At 65.8% G+C, this 19,216-nt stretch carries 15 protein-coding genes; 10 read left to right on the forward strand and 5 right to left on the reverse strand.

Annotated elements, in window-relative coordinates:
- Together VF649_RS01325 and VF649_RS01330 are read left to right on the forward strand one after the other, a co-directional pair.
- Nucleotides 1–201, forward strand: a complete 201-nt coding sequence (locus VF649_RS01325; RefSeq protein WP_331010155.1) for a DUF2093 domain-containing protein — start codon at nt 1–3, stop codon at nt 199–201.
- A complete protein-coding gene (locus VF649_RS01330; protein WP_331010156.1) occupies nt 198–1,103 on the forward strand; it encodes a M23 family metallopeptidase in 906 nt (301 codons plus the stop codon). Before VF649_RS01325 ends, VF649_RS01330 begins: the two co-directional genes overlap by 4 nt.
- Nucleotides 1,104–1,106: 3 nt before the next feature.
- Here the strand turns inward: VF649_RS01330 and VF649_RS01335 are convergent, their stop codons facing one another.
- Nucleotides 1,107–1,655, reverse strand: coding sequence for a hypothetical protein (locus VF649_RS01335; protein WP_331010157.1), 549 nt, complete (start codon nt 1,653–1,655; stop codon nt 1,107–1,109).
- Nucleotides 1,656–1,859: 204 nt separating this feature from the next.
- Between VF649_RS01335 and VF649_RS01340 the strand changes: the two genes are divergently transcribed.
- The gene (locus tag VF649_RS01340; protein WP_331010158.1) at nt 1,860–4,898 is read left to right on the forward strand and encodes a TonB-dependent receptor domain-containing protein; all 3,039 of its coding nucleotides are present in this window, start codon (nt 1,860–1,862) and stop codon (nt 4,896–4,898) included.
- An 84-nt stretch (nt 4,899–4,982) separates the two neighbouring features.
- On the opposite strand, the gene VF649_RS01345 is transcribed toward VF649_RS01340, so the two are convergent.
- Both VF649_RS01345 and clpB read right to left on the reverse strand, forming a co-directional pair.
- A complete protein-coding gene (locus VF649_RS01345) occupies nt 4,983–6,077 on the reverse strand; it encodes a hypothetical protein (protein ID WP_331010159.1) in 1,095 nt (364 codons plus the stop codon).
- A 26-nt stretch (nt 6,078–6,103) separates the two neighbouring features.
- Nucleotides 6,104–8,680, reverse strand: coding sequence for an ATP-dependent chaperone ClpB (gene clpB / locus VF649_RS01350; protein WP_331010160.1), 2,577 nt, complete (start codon nt 8,678–8,680; stop codon nt 6,104–6,106).
- Between the two features lie 165 nt (nt 8,681–8,845).
- Between clpB and VF649_RS01355 the strand changes: the two genes are divergently transcribed.
- Nucleotides 8,846–9,799 carry a PEPxxWA-CTERM sorting domain-containing protein gene (locus VF649_RS01355; RefSeq protein ID WP_331010161.1) on the forward strand — a complete coding sequence of 318 codons (954 nt, stop codon included), beginning with the start codon at nt 8,846–8,848 and terminating at the stop codon, nt 9,797–9,799.
- 97 nt (nt 9,800–9,896) lie between these two features.
- Here the strand turns inward: VF649_RS01355 and VF649_RS01360 are convergent, their stop codons facing one another.
- Entirely contained in the window at nt 9,897–11,024 is a 1,128-nt protein-coding gene (locus VF649_RS01360; protein ID WP_331010162.1) for a hypothetical protein, read from the reverse strand.
- Nucleotides 11,025–11,387: 363 nt separating this feature from the next.
- Here VF649_RS01360 and VF649_RS01365 point away from each other — a divergent pair, with 363 nt between their 5' ends.
- Entirely contained in the window at nt 11,388–14,201 is a 2,814-nt protein-coding gene (locus tag VF649_RS01365) for a pitrilysin family protein (RefSeq protein WP_331010163.1), read from the forward strand.
- A 55-nt stretch (nt 14,202–14,256) separates the two neighbouring features.
- Here VF649_RS01365 and VF649_RS01370 read toward each other — a convergent pair whose 3' ends face one another.
- Complete coding sequence (locus VF649_RS01370; RefSeq protein ID WP_331010180.1) at nt 14,257–14,823, reverse strand: HNH endonuclease; 567 nt, start codon at nt 14,821–14,823, stop codon at nt 14,257–14,259.
- Between the two features lie 396 nt (nt 14,824–15,219).
- Between VF649_RS01370 and gluQRS the strand changes: the two genes are divergently transcribed.
- The 5 genes from gluQRS to egtD all read left to right on the forward strand — a co-directional run bounded on the left by gluQRS (nt 15,220) and on the right by egtD (nt 19,212).
- Nucleotides 15,220–16,077 carry a tRNA glutamyl-Q(34) synthetase GluQRS gene (gene gluQRS, locus VF649_RS01375; RefSeq protein ID WP_331010164.1) on the forward strand — a complete coding sequence of 286 codons (858 nt, stop codon included), beginning with the start codon at nt 15,220–15,222 and terminating at the stop codon, nt 16,075–16,077.
- Nucleotides 16,077–16,304 (forward strand): twin transmembrane helix small protein, encoded by a 228-nt coding sequence (locus VF649_RS01380; RefSeq protein WP_331010165.1) that lies wholly within the window; start codon nt 16,077–16,079, stop codon nt 16,302–16,304. Before gluQRS ends, VF649_RS01380 begins: the two co-directional genes overlap by 1 nt.
- 3 nt (nt 16,305–16,307) lie before the next feature.
- Nucleotides 16,308–16,877 carry a cob(I)yrinic acid a,c-diamide adenosyltransferase gene (locus tag VF649_RS01385; RefSeq protein WP_331010166.1) on the forward strand — a complete coding sequence of 190 codons (570 nt, stop codon included), beginning with the start codon at nt 16,308–16,310 and terminating at the stop codon, nt 16,875–16,877.
- An 80-nt stretch (nt 16,878–16,957) separates the two neighbouring features.
- Nucleotides 16,958–18,223, forward strand: a complete 1,266-nt coding sequence (egtB, locus tag VF649_RS01390; RefSeq protein WP_331010167.1) for an ergothioneine biosynthesis protein EgtB — start codon at nt 16,958–16,960, stop codon at nt 18,221–18,223.
- Nucleotides 18,223–19,212 carry an L-histidine N(alpha)-methyltransferase gene (gene egtD / locus VF649_RS01395; protein WP_331010168.1) on the forward strand — a complete coding sequence of 330 codons (990 nt, stop codon included), beginning with the start codon at nt 18,223–18,225 and terminating at the stop codon, nt 19,210–19,212. The genes egtB and egtD overlap by 1 nt, the downstream gene beginning before the upstream one ends.
- Nucleotides 19,213–19,216 lie beyond the last annotated feature (4 nt).

The following is a 19,216-nucleotide window of genomic DNA, read 5'->3' on the forward strand; positions in this document are numbered from 1 at the left end:
ATGCTGATGACTCCCGGCGGTCGCCCCGCCAAGCTGCACTATATGGCCAATAATTTCCGCGTGCTGGTGCGCGGCGATCATGTCGTGTGCGGCGTCACGGGCGCGGCGATCCCGCTCGACCGCCTGAAATATTGGAGCGTCGATCGCCAGGAACCCTATGCCACCGCGCAGGCCGCGACCCAGGCGATGGCGCAGGGGTGACCGGCCTTGGCGGTGGCGCGTTTGCGATCCTGACGCTGCTTGCCGCGCCCGCCGCGACTACGCCGGGCCCGTTATCGCTGCCGCCCGCGATCCTGCGCGCCGCTGTCGCCGAAACCGGCGAAACCGGTGCGCAGCGTGACGGCTTCGCCCTGACCGGCCCGATCCGGCAGGGTGGATTGGTGCAGGGTGTCGCTCCGGCCGGCACGCGCGCGCTTGCGCTTGACGGGCAACCGGTCGCGATGGCGGCGGACCGGCATTTCCTGATCGGGTTCGATCGCGATGCGGGGCCGGCGGCGGACCTGGCGGCGACATTGAACGACGGTCGGGTGATCCTGCGCGCACTGACCGTCACGCCGCGCACCTGGTCGATCCAGTCGCTGCCGACCCTGCCCAAGGCGACGCCGAAGACGCCGGCCGACATCGCGCGCCGAACCGCGGAGGTCGCGCGGATCCAGGCGGCGCGCGCCCGGACCGTCGCCAGCGACGGCTGGCGGCAGGCGCCGCTCTGGCCCGCCATCGGCCGGATCAGCGGCGTGTTCGGGTCACAACGCATCTATGCCGGCGAACCCGGCGCCTATCATGCCGGGGTCGACATCGCCCGCCCGACCGGCACCCCGATCGTCGCGCCGCTCGACGGGGTCGTGGTCCTTGCCGCTGCGACCGATCCGTTCAGCCTGGAAGGGCATCTGCTGATGATCGATCACGGCTTCGGCCTGGTCAGCGCCTTCCTGCATCTGTCCCGCATCGACGTCGCCTCTGGCGACCGCGTCACCCGCGGGCAACCCGTCGGGGCGATCGGCATGACCGGCCGCGCCACCGGCCCGCATCTGCACTGGGCCATGACCTGGGCCGGCCGGCGCATCGACCCACAACCGCTGGCGGGCGCGATGGTGAACCCATAGGCGTCAGCCGACGCGCATCCCGCGGACGGCGCGTCCCCCTTCGACCTTCAGGAAATAGCTGCCCAACGTCGCGCGCCGGATCAGGATCTTGGCGCCTTTTGCCGGAAGCCGGGCGCCGGCCCACGCTTCCGTGGACTGCCAGGTGCCACCCTCGGTCAGAACCAGCTGATATTGCCCATTTCCCAGTTCCCGAACGCGATTGATGGTCGTCTGCAATTCGGTGATGTCCTCGCGCTTGATGTTTTCCTCGGCCTTGGTCCCACCGCCGCCGCCGAACAAAGCGATCCTTGGCAGCGAGAACCCGAACAGCGACCGCCGCGTCTCCTGAATGGCGGCACGATCCAGCACGACCACCTCGCGATTTTCCGTCGCGGTCGCCAACCGGGCCGCGGCGGCATCGTAACAGGCGAGCCGTTTCGCCGCGTCACTCTCCGTCCGGCACGCGGTCAACGCCGTCACGATCGCCGCCGGGCGGGGCGCGGGCTGCGCAGATACGGGCGACATCATGCCGATCAGCAGCAAGGCGACGATGCGGGAAAGCGGTAGATTCACGGGCAGTCCTTCAAAAATTGCGATCGGGCGGGTGCAGTGGGTGTGTCTCTAATGTTACATTCCGAAGGCAATGACGCGGCGCAGCGACAGGCGCGTTGCAGAGCATTCCCCACCATGCATACACCACGACATGTCGGATCTTTCAAAAAGTTCCGTCGAATCATGGCGAGTGTGAAAAACACCGTCAGTAAGGGGCAATATTCTATGAAGCTCGACATCCGAAACCGCCTTCTGGCGTCCACCTTGCTCGCTGGCGCCGCACTGGTCGCGCAGCCGGCGTTTGCGCAGGCAACTGACTCTGCTGTTCCGGCTGGCGTCCAGACGTCCGAATCCGCTGCGCAACAGGCGCCAGCCTCCGCAGCGACCGACGATACAGGCAACGAGATCGTCGTCACCGGCTCGCTGATCCGCAACCCGAACCTGGTCGCATCCGCGCCGGTGCAGGCTGTTGGCGAAAACGAGATCCAGTTGCGCCAGGTCAACGTGGCCGAAGATATTCTCCGCACCTTGCCTGGTGTGGTTCCCAGCATTGGTTCGGCTGTCAACAACGGCAATGGCGGCTCCAGCTACACGGATCTGCGCAACCTGGGCTTCAATCGCAATTTGGTGCTGCTGGATGGCCAGCGGCTGACCCCGGCGGGCCTGGCTGGCGTGGTCGATTTGAATAACATTCCGGTCGCGCTTGTGGAACGGGTTGATGTGCTCACAGGTGGTGCCGCAACCACTTACGGTGCCGACGCTGTGGCGGGCGTCGTCAACTTCATCACCAAGCGCAACTTCGCTGGTGTTGAAATTAGCGCCTCCAACCAGATCACCGAGCGCGGCGATGGCAACGTCTTCCGTACCGACGTCACGATCGGCGCGAATTTCGATGATGGCCGCGGAAATGCGGTGTTCTCGATCGGTTATCAGCAGGCTGATCCCGTATTCCAGGGTGACCGCCCATACTCCATCAGCAACATCGACTCATTTGGTGGCGGGGCATCGGGATCCGGCACCTCGGTACCATCGCGCTTCACGCGCCCTGGTTCGCCCACGCAGCAGATCGATCCTGCAACCGGAGCGCTGCGGACCACCTTCGCCCTGTTCAACTTCAATCCCTACAATATCTTCCAGACTCCGTTCGAACGCTTCAACATGTTCGGTCAGGCACACTATGAACTGAGTGATACGGTTGAGGTCTACACCCGCGGTCTGTTTTCCAAGAACACGGTCAACACGATTCTCGCACCCGGTGGGGCCTTCGGTGCACCGATCACCATCAACTACAGCAATCCTTACCTGCCCGCTGCAGCGCGGACGCAATTCTGCAACGCGAACGGATTGAGCGCGGCGCAGTGCGCGGCCGCGGCCGCGGCGACCAGCCCGACACTAGCCAACGGCTCGACCAACCCTAACTACCGCACCTTCAACACCACGGTTTCGCGGCGGACGACCGAACTCGGGCCTCGCCTGACCAGCTACACTACGCAGGTGTTCGATTACCGTGCTGGCGTGAAGCTGAATCTGACTGACAGCATTGGCCTCGACATTGGCGGGGCCTATGGCGAAAGCGAGAACAACTCGCGCGGCACCGGCAATCTCCGGGTTTCGCGTCTCCGCCAGGCAGCGTTGGCCAGCAGCACCACCGATTGCATCGGCGCGGCGGACTCGGGCTGCGTTCCGGTCAATCTGTTCGGTCCTGAAGGCAGCATCACAGCCGAGCAGGGCGCGTTTTTGACCGGCGAAACCAGCGTCGCCATCCGGACCAGCCTTGCCCAGTTCCGGGCTCTGTTGTCCGGCGACATTGGCGTATCCTCGCCGTTCGCCAGCGATCCGATCGGGTTTGCAGCGGGCGCCGAGTATCGGAAATATGGCGCGTCGCAGAACTCGGACATCCTGTCGCAGACGCCGGGCGAAATCAGCGGCAGCGGCGGAGCCGCACCGAACATCAACGGCGGCTACGACGTGTATGAAGCTTATGGCGAGTTGATTGCACCGCTGGTGTCGGACAAGCCGTTCTTCCACAGCCTGACCTTGGAAACCGGTGTTCGCTACTCGCGGTACAAGGTCGATACTGCCGGCTCGCCGACATTCACAGCAACGACCTACAAGGCAGGCGGCAGCTGGGAACCCGTCGACGGGATTAAGCTCCGTGGCAACTACCAGCGGGCCGTACGCGCGCCTAACATCGATGAACTCTTCTCGCCGATCCAGACCGCTCTCACCAACCTGGGCAACGATCCGTGCGCCACGCTTGATGCAAATGGTGTGCGCGTCGCCCCGGCGCCCACCGGCGAACTCCGCGCCGTCTGCTTGGCGCAGGGCGCAACCACGGCGACGGTGGACATCATCACGTCCGATCCGGGTGGCCAGGTCAACTACACCGGTGGCGGCAACCTTAATCTGAAGCCTGAGAAGTCCGACTCCTACACGCTGGGCGTCGTCCTGCAGCCAAACCAGTTCGTGCCGGGTCTGTCGATCACCGTCGATTACTTCAATATCAAGGTGAAGGACGCGATCTCCAGCCCGACCCCAGGCGATGCAATCGCGGCCTGTTTCGGTTCAGGCAACACGCCTGCAACCGGCGCTTCGGCAACCGACGCTTGTACGGTTATCCGTCGTGATCCGGTGACCGGTGCCCTGTTCGGCGATGCGGCGACTGTCCCCGGGCTGTTCCTTGCCTCATCCAATCTGGGCAAGCTCTCGACCGACGGTATCGATGTCGGCGTGAATTATCGCCGGGACATCGGGCCAGCCGTGCTGAACTTCGCCTTCACCGGCACCTGGACGCATTCGACCAAATTCCAGGCGACCTCGGTTTCACTCAATCGCGAATGCGTCGGGTACTTCTCGGTCAACTGCGGGTCGCTGCAGCCGGAATACTCCTGGAACGTCCGCACCACCGCGACTTTTGGTGCGGTCGATCTTTCGCTGCTCTGGCGGCACCTCAGCAAGTTCCAGCAGGAGCCGGACGACATCATCAACGGCAATGGTCCCGCTTTCCAGGGAACATCGACTGCGCTGAACAAGGAAGTGGATTTCCAGAAGATCGGTGCTTCGGACTATTTCGATCTGGCAGGCCGCTTTGGTGTCAGCGACAATCTGGATATCACGCTGACGGTCCGCAACTTGTTGGACAGGAAGCCTCCGATCGTCGGAACCAACGTGGGTTCGACCAGCTACAATAGCGGGAATACCTATCCATCAACGTTCGACGCGCTCGGTCGCACCTACGCCGTAAGTGCGCGGGTCAAATTCTAGACCGACCCACCACTCGAGCAGAAAAGGCGGGCCTCGTGCCCGCCTTTTTTGTGTCTGCGTCGCCGGATCTTGAAAGGATTGTCGTCAGCCGAGCAGAGGTGCTCCCAAGCGCATGGGAACACCTGCCTGCACGGCAACCGCTTCCGCCCACAACGCGACCTTGTCGATCTCCTCGGCGTGCGCTGCGCCGGCATCGCGATACTCGCCCGATCGCGCGCGACTGTTGAACGTTGTTCCGAATTTGGAATGTCGGTTAAAAGCCGGGCCAGCAACGATCTTCTCCACGCCTTCGGCATCGACCGTCATACCGAACAGCGTAATGAGCTGTTTCATCACCGCTGTTGGCGCAGCCATCAGCGCATCGCTGTCCAAGCTGCGGACCCGATCTCCGCCGTAAGTGGCAATCAGCCGCGCGAACAGTGCCTGCTGTGCCAGCCACCCCACCGCCGCCACTTGCAAATCGGTTTGACGGAAATACGCGTCACCATCAAATCCCAAGTCGACCATGCCGTCGCGTAGTTGCCCGGCCAGCAACTCCCGGACCCAAAGCCGCCCCCACATTCCCTTCTTGGCTACGGATGTCAGGAAGATGCGGAGCGGTGCATGAAGCAGCAATGCACGAGCCTCGGCGCGCATCGCCAACATTGCCGGCGCCAGGCAGTTCACAATGTTTGATGGCTTCACCACAACCGCCTCACCTACATTGAAGGGGCGTGCAAGCAGGGTCAACGCGCCGTCCAACGCACGCGCCACGGCACGCGGATCGCCGCCACGCCGTTTCCAACCTACCAGATCATTCAGGATGACCGGCTCCTTCAACCCCATCGCTGCACCCTCTACGTCCACCGCGCGGGCAAGCAGCGTTGAGCAGCAGAAGGCGGAGTGCAGGATGAAGTTCAGGGATGCAACCGAACCGGCTCCGGCCAGCGCGGTCGTGCGGGGCACGGGTACGATCCGGCCGACGGGAAGATATTCGTCGGTCAGGAATGTCGCCGCGCGATGTGCGTCGCGCGAGACATGCCGAAAATGCACCACATCCTGATCAGTATCGTACCGATCCGCCAACCACGCCGGATCGCGTACGATCGCGACAAGGTCGCTTGGTTCGACCGGCGAGCGGGGTGAGTTTGGTTGATCCATCAGCCGGCTATAGGCGGGGCAGCTCGCATGACGAAGCATGATCCTGTTTGGATAACGGATCCCGCTCACACCCCGATCACCAACGCCCCATCCCCCTCATCCACGCGCACCGTCGACCCATCCGGCACCGCGCCGCGCAGGATCGCGTCGGCCAGGGGGTCCTGCAGATGGCGTTGCACCGCGCGGCGCAGCGGTCGCGCGCCATAGACCGGGTCATACCCCACCCGGCCCAGCCATGCGCGCGCGGCGTCGGTCAGGGTCAGCGTTACCTTGCGATCGGCCAGCAGACGCTGGACATGCGCGACCTGGATATCGACGATCGGCGCCATATGCGCCTGCCCCAGCCGGTGGAACAGGATGATCTCGTCCAGCCGGTTCAGGAATTCCGGCCGAAAATGCCCGCGGACGATCTCCATCACCTGCGGCTCCACGCTCTCCACGGTCTGATCGTCGGTCAGATGCGCCAGATATTGGCTGCCGAGATTCGATGTCAGCACGATCAGCGTGTTGGAAAAATCGACCGTCCGCCCCTGCCCGTCGGTCAGCCGGCCGTCGTCCAGCACCTGCAACAGGATGTTGAACACGTCCGGATGCGCCTTCTCGACCTCATCGAACAGCACGACCTGATAGGGCCGCCGCCGCACCGCCTCGGTCAGAACGCCGCCCTCGTCATAGCCGACATAGCCGGGCGGGGCACCCACCAGCCGCGCGACCGCGTGCTTCTCCATATATTCGGACATGTCGATCCGCACCATCGCGGCATCGTCGTCGAACAGGAATCCGGCGAGTGCCTTGGTGAGTTCGGTCTTGCCGACGCCGGTCGGCCCCAGGAACAGGAACGAACCGAGCGGCCGCCCCGGGTCCTGCAACCCCGCGCGCGCGCGGCGGACGGCGCGCGACACCGCCTTCACCGCCTGATCCTGACCGATCACGCGCTTGCCGATGATCGATTCCATCGCGATCAGCTTGTCGCGCTCACCCTGCAGCATCCGATCGACCGGAATCCCGGTCCAGCGTGAAACCACGCCGGCGATATCGTCGGCGACCACCTCCTCGCGCAGCATCGCGCCCTCGGACGCCGCCTGCGCCTCCGCCACTTGCCGTTCCAGGCCCGGAATGACGCCATAGGACAGTTCACCCGCCCGGCCGAGATCGCCCTTGCGCTGCGCCTGGTCCAGTTCGATCCGCGCGGCGTCCAGCTGGCCTTTCAGCGTCGCTTCCGCATTGATCTTGTCCTTCTCGCCCAGCCAGCGGGTGGTAAGCGCGGCCGATTGCTCTTCCAGATCCGCCAGATCGGACTCCAGCGTCTCCAGCCGGTCGCGCGATGCGGCATCGGTTTCGCGGCGTAACGCCTCCCGCTCGATCTTCAACCGGATGATGCGGCGATCGAGCGCCTCGATCTCCTCCGGCTTCGATTCCACCTCCATGCGCAACCGCGACGCCGCCTCGTCCATCAGGTCGATCGCCTTGTCGGGCAGGAAACGGTCGGTGATATAGCGGTGCGACAGCGTCGCCGCCGCCACCAGCGCGCCGTCGGCGATCCGCACGCCGTGGTGCAGCTCATATTTCTCCTTCAACCCGCGCAGGATCGACACCGTGTCCTCCACGGTGGGCTCGCCGACGAACACCGGCTGGAACCGGCGCTGGAGCGCGGCGTCCTTCTCGACATATTTGCGATATTCGTCGAGCGTGGTCGCGCCGATGCAGTGCAGTTCCCCGCGGGCGAGCGCGGGTTTCAGCAGATTGCCGGCGTCCATCGCGCCCTCGGACTTGCCCGCGCCGATCAGCGTGTGCATCTCGTCGATGAACAGCACGACCTCGCCCTCGGCCTGCCGCACCTCGTCCAGCACGCCTTTCAACCGCTCCTCGAATTCGCCGCGATATTTCGCGCCGGCGATCAGCGACCCCATGTCGAGCGCCATCAGCCGGCGGTCCTTCAACCCGTCGGGTACGTCGCCATTGACGATCCGCAACGCCAGCCCTTCGGCGATCGCGGTCTTGCCGACCCCGGGTTCGCCGATCAGGACCGGGTTGTTCTTGGTCCGCCGCGCCAGGATCTGGATCGTGCGGCGGATCTCCTCGTCGCGGCCGATCACGGGGTCCAGCTTGCCATCGCGCGCCGCCTGCGTCAGGTCGCGCGCGAATTTCTTCAGCGCATCATACCGGTCCTCCGCGCCGGCGGTGTCGGCGGTGCGGCCCTTGCGCAGGGCGTTGATCGCGCCGTTCAGCGCATCCGCCTTCACCCCCGCCGCCGCCAGTGCCTTGCCCGCCACGGTCGCCGGGCTGAGCACCAGCGCCAGCAACAGCCGTTCGACCGTGACGAAACTGTCGCCGGCCTTGGTCGCCACCTGTTCGGCGGTGTCGAGCGCGCGGACCAGATCATTGTCGATCCCCGGTGACTGCTGCGCCCCGCCGCCCGACACCGCCGGAATCTTCGCCAGCGCCGCGTCGACGTCGCGCACCGCGACCTTCGCATCGCCACCCGCCGCCGCGATCAGCCCGGACGCCATGCCCTCCTGATCTTCCAGCAGCGCCTTCAACATATGTTCGGTGCCGATCCGCTGATGGCTGTTCCGGATCGCAACCGTCTGCGCAGACTGGAGAAAGCCCTTCGCGCGGTCGGTAAATCTGTCGAGGTTCATGAAAACTCCCCTGATGATGCCGGGAATATGGTGTGGCTGTTTTGCAACACAAGGGTCACAGCCTGCGAGAACCCGGCGACCATCAAAATCCGTCCCGTCATCCAAATGACGTATGCGCGTGATCGTGGGACGCCCTAAAAATGCAGAGAGGCAAAGGGGGTCGGGATGATCAGACAACGACGAATGCGCTTACAAGCCGCGATGTTGGCCGGATTCATGGTTTTTTGGTCCGGTGCGAGCGCGGCACAGATCGCTGGAACGCAGGCAAGCGCCACGGCTGGAGCGCTATGCTGCACGGTACAGGCGAGCGCGGACGTTCAGGGCAGCCCACACCCTACCACCGGGCCGACATTCAGTGCCGCCGCATCCTTCGCTAGCCAGGGCGTCGGTATCGCGCATCCGGTGCTCGCCAATGCCAGCGCCTACGCGGACCTCACCACTGGCGAGATCGGTGCGGCCGGTTTTTCGACCGATTATGGGTACACCTTGGCGTCGGCTGGTTTTCGCGACGTCTTGAGTTTCTTCGTGCCTGGTGCGACGGCAACTACTGTGACGCCCATCACGATCAACCTACTTTATCACGGAACGATCGAGCCGGGTTATGGAGGCGTCAACACCCAGTTCATTTTCTCGACTTTGCAATTTCTTTTCAATGGCGGCTCCAATCAAACTGCTATCGTCGTCAACCGTGACAAAGGAACCGGCAACGACCAGCAGAACTTCTATTCAAGGGTTCAAGACAGCGGGTGGCTGGAATTCTCCGCAACGCCCAACGCAGCGGCCGATACATACGCGATCAAGGCCGTGTTGGGAGCTTATGGTGCGAACCCGGTTGTCAGCATCAATCAATCGCTTGGTTTGACAACCAGCCAAGCCGCCAACGCTGATTTCTCGCATACCGCATCGCTCCGCTTGGATATGCCTAGCGGCGTCACCTACACCTCGGCGTCCGGGCTGTTCCTGAGCCAGATGGCCGCGGTCCCGGAAACCACCACCTGGATGATGATGATCGTCGGTTTCGGAGCGATCGGAGCAGCCGCGCGTCGATCGAAACCGCGCGATCGGGAAGCCTTGGCATCAGCGCGCATCTTGCGTTACGCGTCGTCAGGCTCGCGCTGATCCGAAGCGAAATCCTGCCGCACGCTTGGTCCGTCCCAGGACCGACGGGTCCCCCGCCCTCGGAGGTCGGGACATCACGGGGAATGACCGGATAGCGTCACACCATCGCAATGCGTTCGACGATCGCCGGCGCGGGGCAGAGCGTGGCGAGGAGCCAGCATCCGATGCGGGCCAGCAGCCGCACGAGCTGCATCTGACTGGCGACCCCGGCCTTGTCGAACAGGCTGGCGACCTGGCTGCGCGCCGTGTGATAGGTGATGCCAAGGGCGTCAGCGGTCTGGCGAAGATTGCCGTCGCCCGCCATCAGCGTAGCCGCCAGGCGGGATTCCGCGGGCGTGAACCCGAACAGCGCCCGCCAGTCGGCGCGCGGCGCGGGTGGCGGCGTCGCCGGATCGATCAGGCGGATCATGGCCGCCGGCCGCAAAGTCCCCAGCGGCGCGGCCGACGCCGGCAGCGGGAGTATGGTGGCCAGCAATGGCGGCCCCCCATGCCGCCGGAGCGCGGCCGAACCGCCATGCGTTCCCGCGACGAACGCCACTATGGCGGCACGGACGGCGGCGTCCAGCGCGCGCGCGGAGTGACGATCGGTCGCGCGCGGGCGGCCGTCCACGATCGCGATCCCCTCCCGCCGCGTGAGCAGTCGTTCCGCGGGTTCGTTTGCCAGCACGACATGCCCCGCCTGGTTCAGCAGGATCACGGGATCGCCATCGTCCAGCGCGGGCGGCTTGGACGCCAGCCGCACGGCGGCGTTCATGTGGCTGAACAACAGCTCCAGCAATCGCGCCTGTTCACCGTCCAGCGGCCCGTCTTCCGCCGTGCGATGCAGCGACAGGCCGAGTTGCACGCCGTGGCCCTCCGCCTGGTGGAACCGCCAGAATGCCGAGCCGAACCGGTCCTGGTTCCAGCGGACATAATCGTCGGTCAGATAGACGCCCGGATCGGCGATCGCGCGCGAATCGAACACGCCGCCGGCCGCGCGATTCGTGGCGAAGGCATTGACCGGATCGACACGGTAGAAATCCGCGGCATATTCCTCGACACCCATCGCGAACCGGCTGTCGGACGCCAGATAATAGCAGGAACCGGTTGGCGCCCGCCGTTCCCAATCGAATGCGGCGACCATCAGCCAGCTGGCGTCGAGCCGGGCACCGACCGCCTCCATCGTCCGGTCCCACATCGGCGCGTCATGCGCGCCCGCATAGATGTCGGCGATCAGCCGCGACACAGTCTCGTCCAGCCCCATCCTGACATCGCCCCCGCTCGATCCACACTACCCACGAAAGATCATGGCGACGAACGATGACTTCCGTGTCATCGTCATCTCCTGCGGCGATATTGCTACAGCATGAACTGCGGACGTCCAGCGATCAAAATATGGCGCACAGTCGCCGATGCCGATTGTCCGGGCCATCGAAAGTCCCGCGAACAATCAATCAGCCCCCCGGCTACGGCTCGGCCGTCCAGACCGCATTTTCATGACGGCGATCGGCCCGTTGGTCGAAAAGCATCGGCGCGGGCGGCGCGGCTCTTGGCAGCAGTGCGTGCGTCGGCATAGTGCGCGCCACCGTGTCCCTTTGAAGGAACCCGCATGCGCCGCTGGCTGTCTTCGTCTCTCCTCGCTCCGTTGCTGCTGTCGGCGGCGCCCGCCGCGTTGCTGGCGCAGGCGACGCCCGCCGCGCCGATCGCCAAGCCCGCGGATCTGGTGGCGCAGGTGCGGATCCCGCACGATCGCTTCACGCTACCCAACGGCCTGCGCGTCATCGTGCATACGGATCGCAAGGCGCCGGTGGTGGCGGTGTCCGTATGGTATCATGTCGGGTCGAAGAACGAACCGAAGGGCAAGACCGGGTTCGCGCATCTGTTCGAACATCTGATGTTCAACGGATCGGAAAATGCCCCGGGCGATTTCTTCGAGCCGCTGGAGCAGGTGGGCGCAACCGACTATAACGGCACCACTTATTATGATCGCACCAACTATTTCGAAACGGTGCCGACGCCGGCGCTGGCGCGCGCGCTGTGGCTGGAAAGCGACCGCATGGGCCATCTGCTGGGCGCGGTGACGCAGAAGAACCTGACCAACCAGATCGGCGTGGTGCAGAACGAGAAACGGTCGGGGGACAATCAGCCTTATGGCCTGGTCGACTACCGGATCGGGGAAACGCTGTACCCGGTCGGCCATCCCTATCATCACAACACGATCGGTTCGATGGCGGACCTGTCCGCCGCCAGCCTGGACGATGTGAAGAACTGGTTCCGCCAGAATTACGGCCCCAACAACGCGGTGCTGGTGCTGGCCGGCGACGTCGATGTCGCGACCGCGAAGCAGCTGGTGACCCGCTATTTCGGCGACATCCCGCGCGGCCCCACCCCGCCGGCGGTGGTGGCCCCGGTCCCGACGCTGCCCGCCCGCAAGGACGAGGTGATGCACGACCGTGTCGCAACCGCGCGCCTGCTGCGCAGCTGGGCGGTTCCGGGCATCCTCGATCCCGACGCCGCGGCGTTGCAGGTCGCCGGCGGCGTGCTCGGCGGGCTTGCCAGTTCGCGGCTCGACAACATCCTGGTGCGCGGCGAACGCCTGGCGGTGTCGGCATCGGCCAGCTATGACGGGCTGGAAAAGGCCGGGCAGTTTTCGGTCCAGGTCAACGTGCGGCCGGGGGTCGATCCCGTGGCTGCGGGCCGGCGGCTGGATGCGATCATCGCGGACTATATCCGCACCGGCCCGACCGCGGACGAAGTGTCGCGCTATGTGACCAGCACCGCGGCGGCGCAGATCAACGGCCTGGAATCCGTCGGCGGCTTCGGCGGCAAGGCCGTCGCGCTGGCCGAGGGGGAGGTCTATGCCGGCGACAGCGATTTCTATGCCAAGCAACTGCGTGCGCTGGCCGCAGTGACGCCGGATCAGGCGCGCGCTGCCGCCACGAAATGGCTGTCGCGCCCGGTCTATGCACTGGCGGTGATGCCCGGCCCGCGTGAAGCCTATGCCGAGGCACCGGCGGCACCGGTCAAGCCCGTGGCCGATGATCCGACGCCCGCCGGACCCGTCGGCCGTGGCGGGTTGCCGGCGGTCGGCACCGTCGCCGAACTCGCCTTCCCCGCGATCGAGCGGACGACCCTGTCGAACGGCGTGGCGGTGATCTATGCCCGGCGCCAGGCGGTGCCGGTCACGCGCGTCGCGGTCAGCTTCGATGCGGGCAACGCCGCCGATCCCAAGGCGCGGCTGGGGACGCAGTCGCTGATGCTGGCCTTGCTGGACGAAGGCACGAAGACCCGCGGTTCGATTGCGATCGCGGAGGCGCAGGAGCGGCTGGGCGCATCGATCGGCGCGGGCGCGTCGATGGACCGGACGACGGTGACGCTGGACGCACTGACCGCCAATCTCGCACCATCGCTGGACCTGCTGCAGGATATCGTCCGCAATCCCGCCTTCGCCCCGGCGGAGGTCGATCGCCTGCGCAACACGCAACTGGCGCGGATCGCATCGGAACTGACGCAACCGCGGGGAATCGCGCTCCGCGCCTTGCCCGCGCGGCTCTACGGCGCGGCGCATCCCTACGGCGTGCCGTTCACCGGCACCGGCGATCCCGATGTCGTGAAGACGCTCGCTCCGGCCGAACTGTCGGCGTTCCACGCGCGCTGGATCCGCCCCGATGCGGCCCGCATCTTCGTCGTCTCCTCCGCACCCCTGGCGGAAGTGAAGCCGCTGCTGGAAGCCAGTTTCGGGACATGGCGCGCGCCGGCATCGCCGAAGGGGGCCAAGGATCTCGCCGCGCCCACGCCGGCGCCGCGGTCACGGATCGTCCTGATCGATCGCCCGCAATCGCCGCAGTCGCAGATCCTGGGCGGCGTCGTGCTGCCCTATCGCGGAACCGACGATCTCGCGCCGCTGGAGGTGGCGAACGATGTCCTGGGTGGCTCGTTCCTGTCGCGGCTCAACACCGACCTGCGCGAAACCAAGGGCTGGTCCTACGGCGTCAGCGGCAGCGTCAGCCGCTTGCTGGGCGCGGTCCCCTATCTGGTGTCCGCGCCGGTGCAGACCGATCGCACCGGTGCATCGATCGTCGCGCTGAAAGCCGACATGGCGGCGTTCCTGGGGCCGAACGGGATCACGCCGGCCGAACTGGAACGGACCGTCAACGGCCGTGTTCGCGAACTGGCCGGCACGTTCGAGGAATCGAGCGCGGTGCTCGGCGGCCTGCAACAGATCGAGACGTTCGGCTGGGAAGACGATCACTACCAGAAACTGGCCGCCCGCTACCGCGGATTGACCGCGGCGCAGCTGGATGCCGAGGCCCGGAAGGCGATCGATCCGACGAAGATCCTGTGGATCGTGGTCGGCGATGCCGCGGCGGTGCAGCCGCAGCTGGCGGAAACCGGATTACCGGTGGAGGTGGTGAAACCATAGGCCGCACGCCGATCCCCGGCCCGCCGGCGCTGGCGGGGATCGGCCCGCCCGCGGTTCACGCCTCCAGCTCGATGTCCCAATAGAGCCAGTCGAGCCAGCTCTGGTGCAGATAGTTGGGCGGAAAGCTCCGGCCATGTTCCTGCAGCTGCCACGTCGTCGGGCGGATCGGCTGGACATACAGCGCCATCTTGGCCTGTTGCGGCGTCCGCCCGCCCTTGCGCAGGTTGCACGGCGCGCAGGCGGTGGCGACATTCTCCCAGGTCGTGCGTCCGCCCTGCGCGCGCGGAATGACATGATCGAACGTCAGATCGCTCTGCACCCCGCAATATTGGCACGCGAACCGATCGCGCAGGAACAGGTTGAACCGCGTGAATGCCGGATGCTGCGACGGCCGCACATATTGGCGCAGCGCGATCACCGACGGCAGCTTCATGACATGGTTCGGGCTGTGCACCTCGCGCTCATAATGATCGACGATGTCGACGCGCTCCAGGAACACCGCCTTGATCGCGGTCTGCCACGGCCACAGGCTGAGCGGATAATAGCTGAGCGGGGTATAATCGGCGTTCAGCACCAGCGCCGGGCAACTGTCCGGATGGCGCAACAGATCGGGATGCCGCAGGAGATCGGGATGGTACATCTGACGACGAATGCCTTCCACCAGGGGTAGAGACATGGATCCCACCGGTTCACCGGTCCCGTCGCACGCGGGGCGCAGTTGGCCATGGGCCCCACCGTCTCCGTCATCACGACCCTGACGATGGGCCGTGACAGACACATGACACACCGAATGCGATTCGACGTCAACCCTTCTTTGTTAACCTTTCCCGCCTTCTTCCAAACCCTCTCCCCCCGGGAGAGGGAGGGGCCCACGCGCCCTCGCGCGTGGGAGGGTGAGGCCAAGGACCTTAACCACAAACACCGCGCGAGAGAAAATCTCCATCCTAACCTTCCCTCTGCCCAGGCGCGCGCACGGGCCTCCCGCTCCCGAAAGGAGAAGGGTAAGAAGGGAAACGCCATGCCCATGACCACCCGCTTCGCCCCAAGCCCAACCGGCCGCCTCCACCTCGGCCATGCCGCATCCGCCATCCGCGCCCATGATGTCGCCCGCGCGGCCGGTGGCGCCTTCCTGGTCCGGATCGAGGATATCGATCCCGGCCGCAGCCGGCCCGAGCATGTCGACACCATCCTCGCCGACCTGCGCTGGCTTGGGCTCGACTGGGATGGTCCTGTCCTGCACCAATCGACCCGCCTGTCCGTCTATGCCGCCGCGCTCGATCGCCTCCGCGCCGCCGACCTCGTCTATCCCTGCACCTGCACCCGCGCGGAAATTGCCGCCGAAATCGCCGCCAGCGCCACCGCGCCGCATGGCATCGCCCCCATCTATCCCGGCACCTGCCGCATCCGCGCGCCCGATCCCGCCCGCGCCGCGGCGTGGCGGCTGCGCATGGACCGGGCGATCGCCGTCGCCGGGCCGCTCGATTGGCACGATATCACCGCTGGCCGCGTGATCGCCGCTCCCGGTCCGCAGGGCGACGTCGTGCTCGCCCGCCGCGATGCGCCGGCGTCGTATCACCTCGCCGTCACCATCGACGATGCGGATCAGGGCGTGACCGACGTCATCCGCGGCGTCGACCTGTTCGATGCCACGCATGTCCACCGCCTGCTCCAGGCGCTGCTCGGGTTGCCGACGCCGCGCTACCATCACCATCCGCTGCTGACCGGACCGGACGGCCGCCGCCTTGCCAAGCGCGACGGCGCGCCTGCGCTGGCCGACCTGCGGCTGGCGGGGGCCGACGGCACCGCGCTAGCGGCTGATCTACGTGCGACATTATGTCCATTGGCAGCACCCGGCGGAACGCCTAGCTTGCCCTGATGCAGACCTTCCTCATCATCCTGATCGTGGTCGCTGCGATCGCCGCGCTCGTCTCGCTGATCCGCGGCATCGTCATCTTCCTGAAGACCAGTCAGGCCGACCTCACCGGCTCCGGCCCCAACCTGTCGGGCCTGCGCCAGAACAAGATGATGTGGCGCCGGGTCCAGTTTCAGGCGCTGGCCGTCGTCCTGATCGTCCTGCTCCTGCTGCTCAACCGCCCGGACTGATCCATGGTACGGCTGACCAGGATCTACACCCGCACCGGCGACGGCGGGGAAACCGGGCTGGTCGACGGCTCGCGCATTCCGAAATCGGATGCCCGGCTGGAAGCGATGGGCGATGTCGACGAAGCGAACAGCGCGATCGGCGTTGCGTTGACGCATGCGCTAGGCGAAACCGAACGCGCCATGCTCGGCCGCATCCAGAACGAGCTATTCGATCTGGGCGCCGATCTGGCCACGCCGGGGCAGGATTTCGCACCCTCCGATACCACGCTGCGCATCATCCCGGACCAGGTCGCGCGGCTGGAACAGGAAATCGACACGATGAACCTGCGGCTGGAATCGCTGCGCAGCTTCATCCTGCCGGGGGGGCACCCCGCCGCCGCCGCGATCCATCTCGCGCGGGCGATCACGCGGCGGGCCGAACGCGCGTGCGTCGTCGCGGACGGCACGGTCGGGCTCAACCCGGTGGCGCTCGCCTACATCAACCGGCTTTCGGATCATCTCTTCGTGCTGGCGCGGCTCGTCAACGGCGCTGCCGGCGGCGACGTCCTGTGGGCACCGGGTGCAACGCGCTGACCACAATCTCCTTGATCCATGTTGGCAACCAATTCGCCTTTAGTCGGTTCTGCGGGGTGAGGTTGGCGGGGTAGAAGATCATGGCAGCACGCGTCGATCGCCTCGTTTCCGAACCGTTGCGGGACTCCTTTGCGCAATGCCGCGCGTTATCGGTCGCGCTGACGGCGCCGCTCTCCGACGCCGACGCCACCGTTCAGTCGATGGCCGACGCATCGCCCGCCAAATGGCATCTCGCCCATACCACCTGGTTCCTCGAAACCTTCATCCTGCGCGATCATGTCGCGGGCTATGCGGCGTTCGACCCCGCCTTCGCCTTTCTGTTCAACAGCTATTATGAAGCCGAAGGGGCCCGCCACAGCCGCACCGCGCGGGGCCTGATCTCCCGCCCGTCGCTTGACCGGATCCTCGCCTGGCGCGCTTATGTCGATGCCGCGATCCTGGATGCGCTCCCCGACCTGGACGGCGCAGGCCGCACGCTGGTCGCGCTCGGCATCCAGCATGAACAGCAGCATCAGGAACTGCTGCAGACCGACATCCTGCATCTGTTCGCCCAGAATCCGACCTTTCCCGCGCTATGGGCTCATCCGCGTACCAAGCCCGCGGCCATGCCCGGTCCGCTGCACTGGATCCCCGGCCGCACCGGCATCACCCACATCGGTCATGACGGCGACGGGTTCGCTTTCGATTGCGAAGGCCCGCGCCACGCCGTTCTGCTCGAGCCGCACGCGCTGGCGGATCGCACCATCACCAACGGCGAATGGCTGACCTTCATCGACGACGGCGGCTATGCGCGGCCGGATCACTGGCTGTCGGATGGCTGGGCCTGGGTGCAGTCGGAACGGATCGTCGCCCCGCTTCACTGGCATCAGGTCGACGGGCGCTGGCACGGTTTCGCGCTCGATGGCCTGCATCCGCTCCACCCCGCCGCTCCGGTCACGCATATCAGCCATTATGAAGCCGACGCCTATGCCCGCTGGGCCGGTGCCCGCCTGCCGACCGAACCCGAATGGGAGGCAGCGGCGGAGGCATTCGACCCCACCGGCGGCAATCAGCTCGACCGCGCCGGCCCGGTTCGGCCCCGCGCCACGTTGCCGGGAACCGGGCTGCGCGCGATGTTCGGCGATGTCTGGGAATGGACCAGTTCGGCCTATCTTCCCTATCCCGGTTTCCGCACCGCGCCCGGTGCGGTCGGCGAATATAATGGCAAGTTCATGTCGGGCCAGGCGGTGCTGAAAGGCGGCAGCTGTGCCACCCCGCGCGGGCATGTGCGCGCCTCCTATCGCAACTTCTTCTACCCCCACCAGCGGTGGCAGTTCACCGGCCTGCGCCTGGCGAAGGATCTCTGATGACCGACCTGGCCGAACCGATCGCCGCGACCCTTCATGACCGGGGGCAGGCGGATCCCGCCTTCCGTGCGGACGTGCTGGCTGGCCTCAACGCGCGCCCACGCGCCATTCCGGCCCGCTGGTTCTACGATCATGCCGGGTCGGAGCTGTTCGAACGCATCACCGAACTGCCTGAATATTACCCGACTCGGGTCGAAACCGCGTTGCTCAGCCGCCATGCCAACGACATCGCGAAGCTGGTGGGACCAGGCCGCGCCGTGGTCGAATTCGGCTCTGGCTCCTCAACCAAGACGCCCTATATCCTCGCCGCCGTCGAACCCGCCGCCTATGTTCCGATCGACATATCGGGCGATTTCCTGCGCGAATCCTCCGCCGCGCTGGCGCAGGATTTTCCGAAACTGCCGATCGTGCCGGTCGAGGCCGATTTCATGCATCCGATCGCAACCCCGCCGCGCATCGCCGGGCTGCCGCGCATGGGCTTCTTTCCCGGTTCGACCATCGGCAACATGGTCGCACGCACCGCGGTCAACCTGTTGCGCGCGATGGTCGAAACGCTGGGCGAAGGCGCGGTACTGCTGATCGGGATGGACCGGGTGAAATCACCCGATGTACTGGTCCCCGCCTATGACGACGCGCAAGGCGTGACGGCCGCGTTCAACCTCAACCTGCTCCACCGCATCAACCGCGATCTCGATGCCGACGTTCCGGTCGATGCGTTCCGGCACCGCGCAATCTGGAACGACGCCCATGCGCGGATCGAAATGCATCTGGAAGCGACACGCGACGTCACCTTCACGATCGTGGGCGAGACATTCATGATGGCCGCGGGCGAAACCATCCACACCGAGAACAGCCACAAATACGGCCCCCGAGACGCCCGCGTCCTCCTCCGCGCCGGCGCATGGGAACCCATCGCCGAATGGACCGACCCGCAGGACCAGTTCGCCCTCATCCTGGCCGAGGCACGCCCTGCAGGGGTGGCGCCGTAGGAGC

The organism is Sphingomonas sp., from assembly GCF_036387535.1.
In the GTDB taxonomy this organism is placed as follows: Bacteria; Pseudomonadota; Alphaproteobacteria; order Sphingomonadales; family Sphingomonadaceae; genus Sphingomonas_R.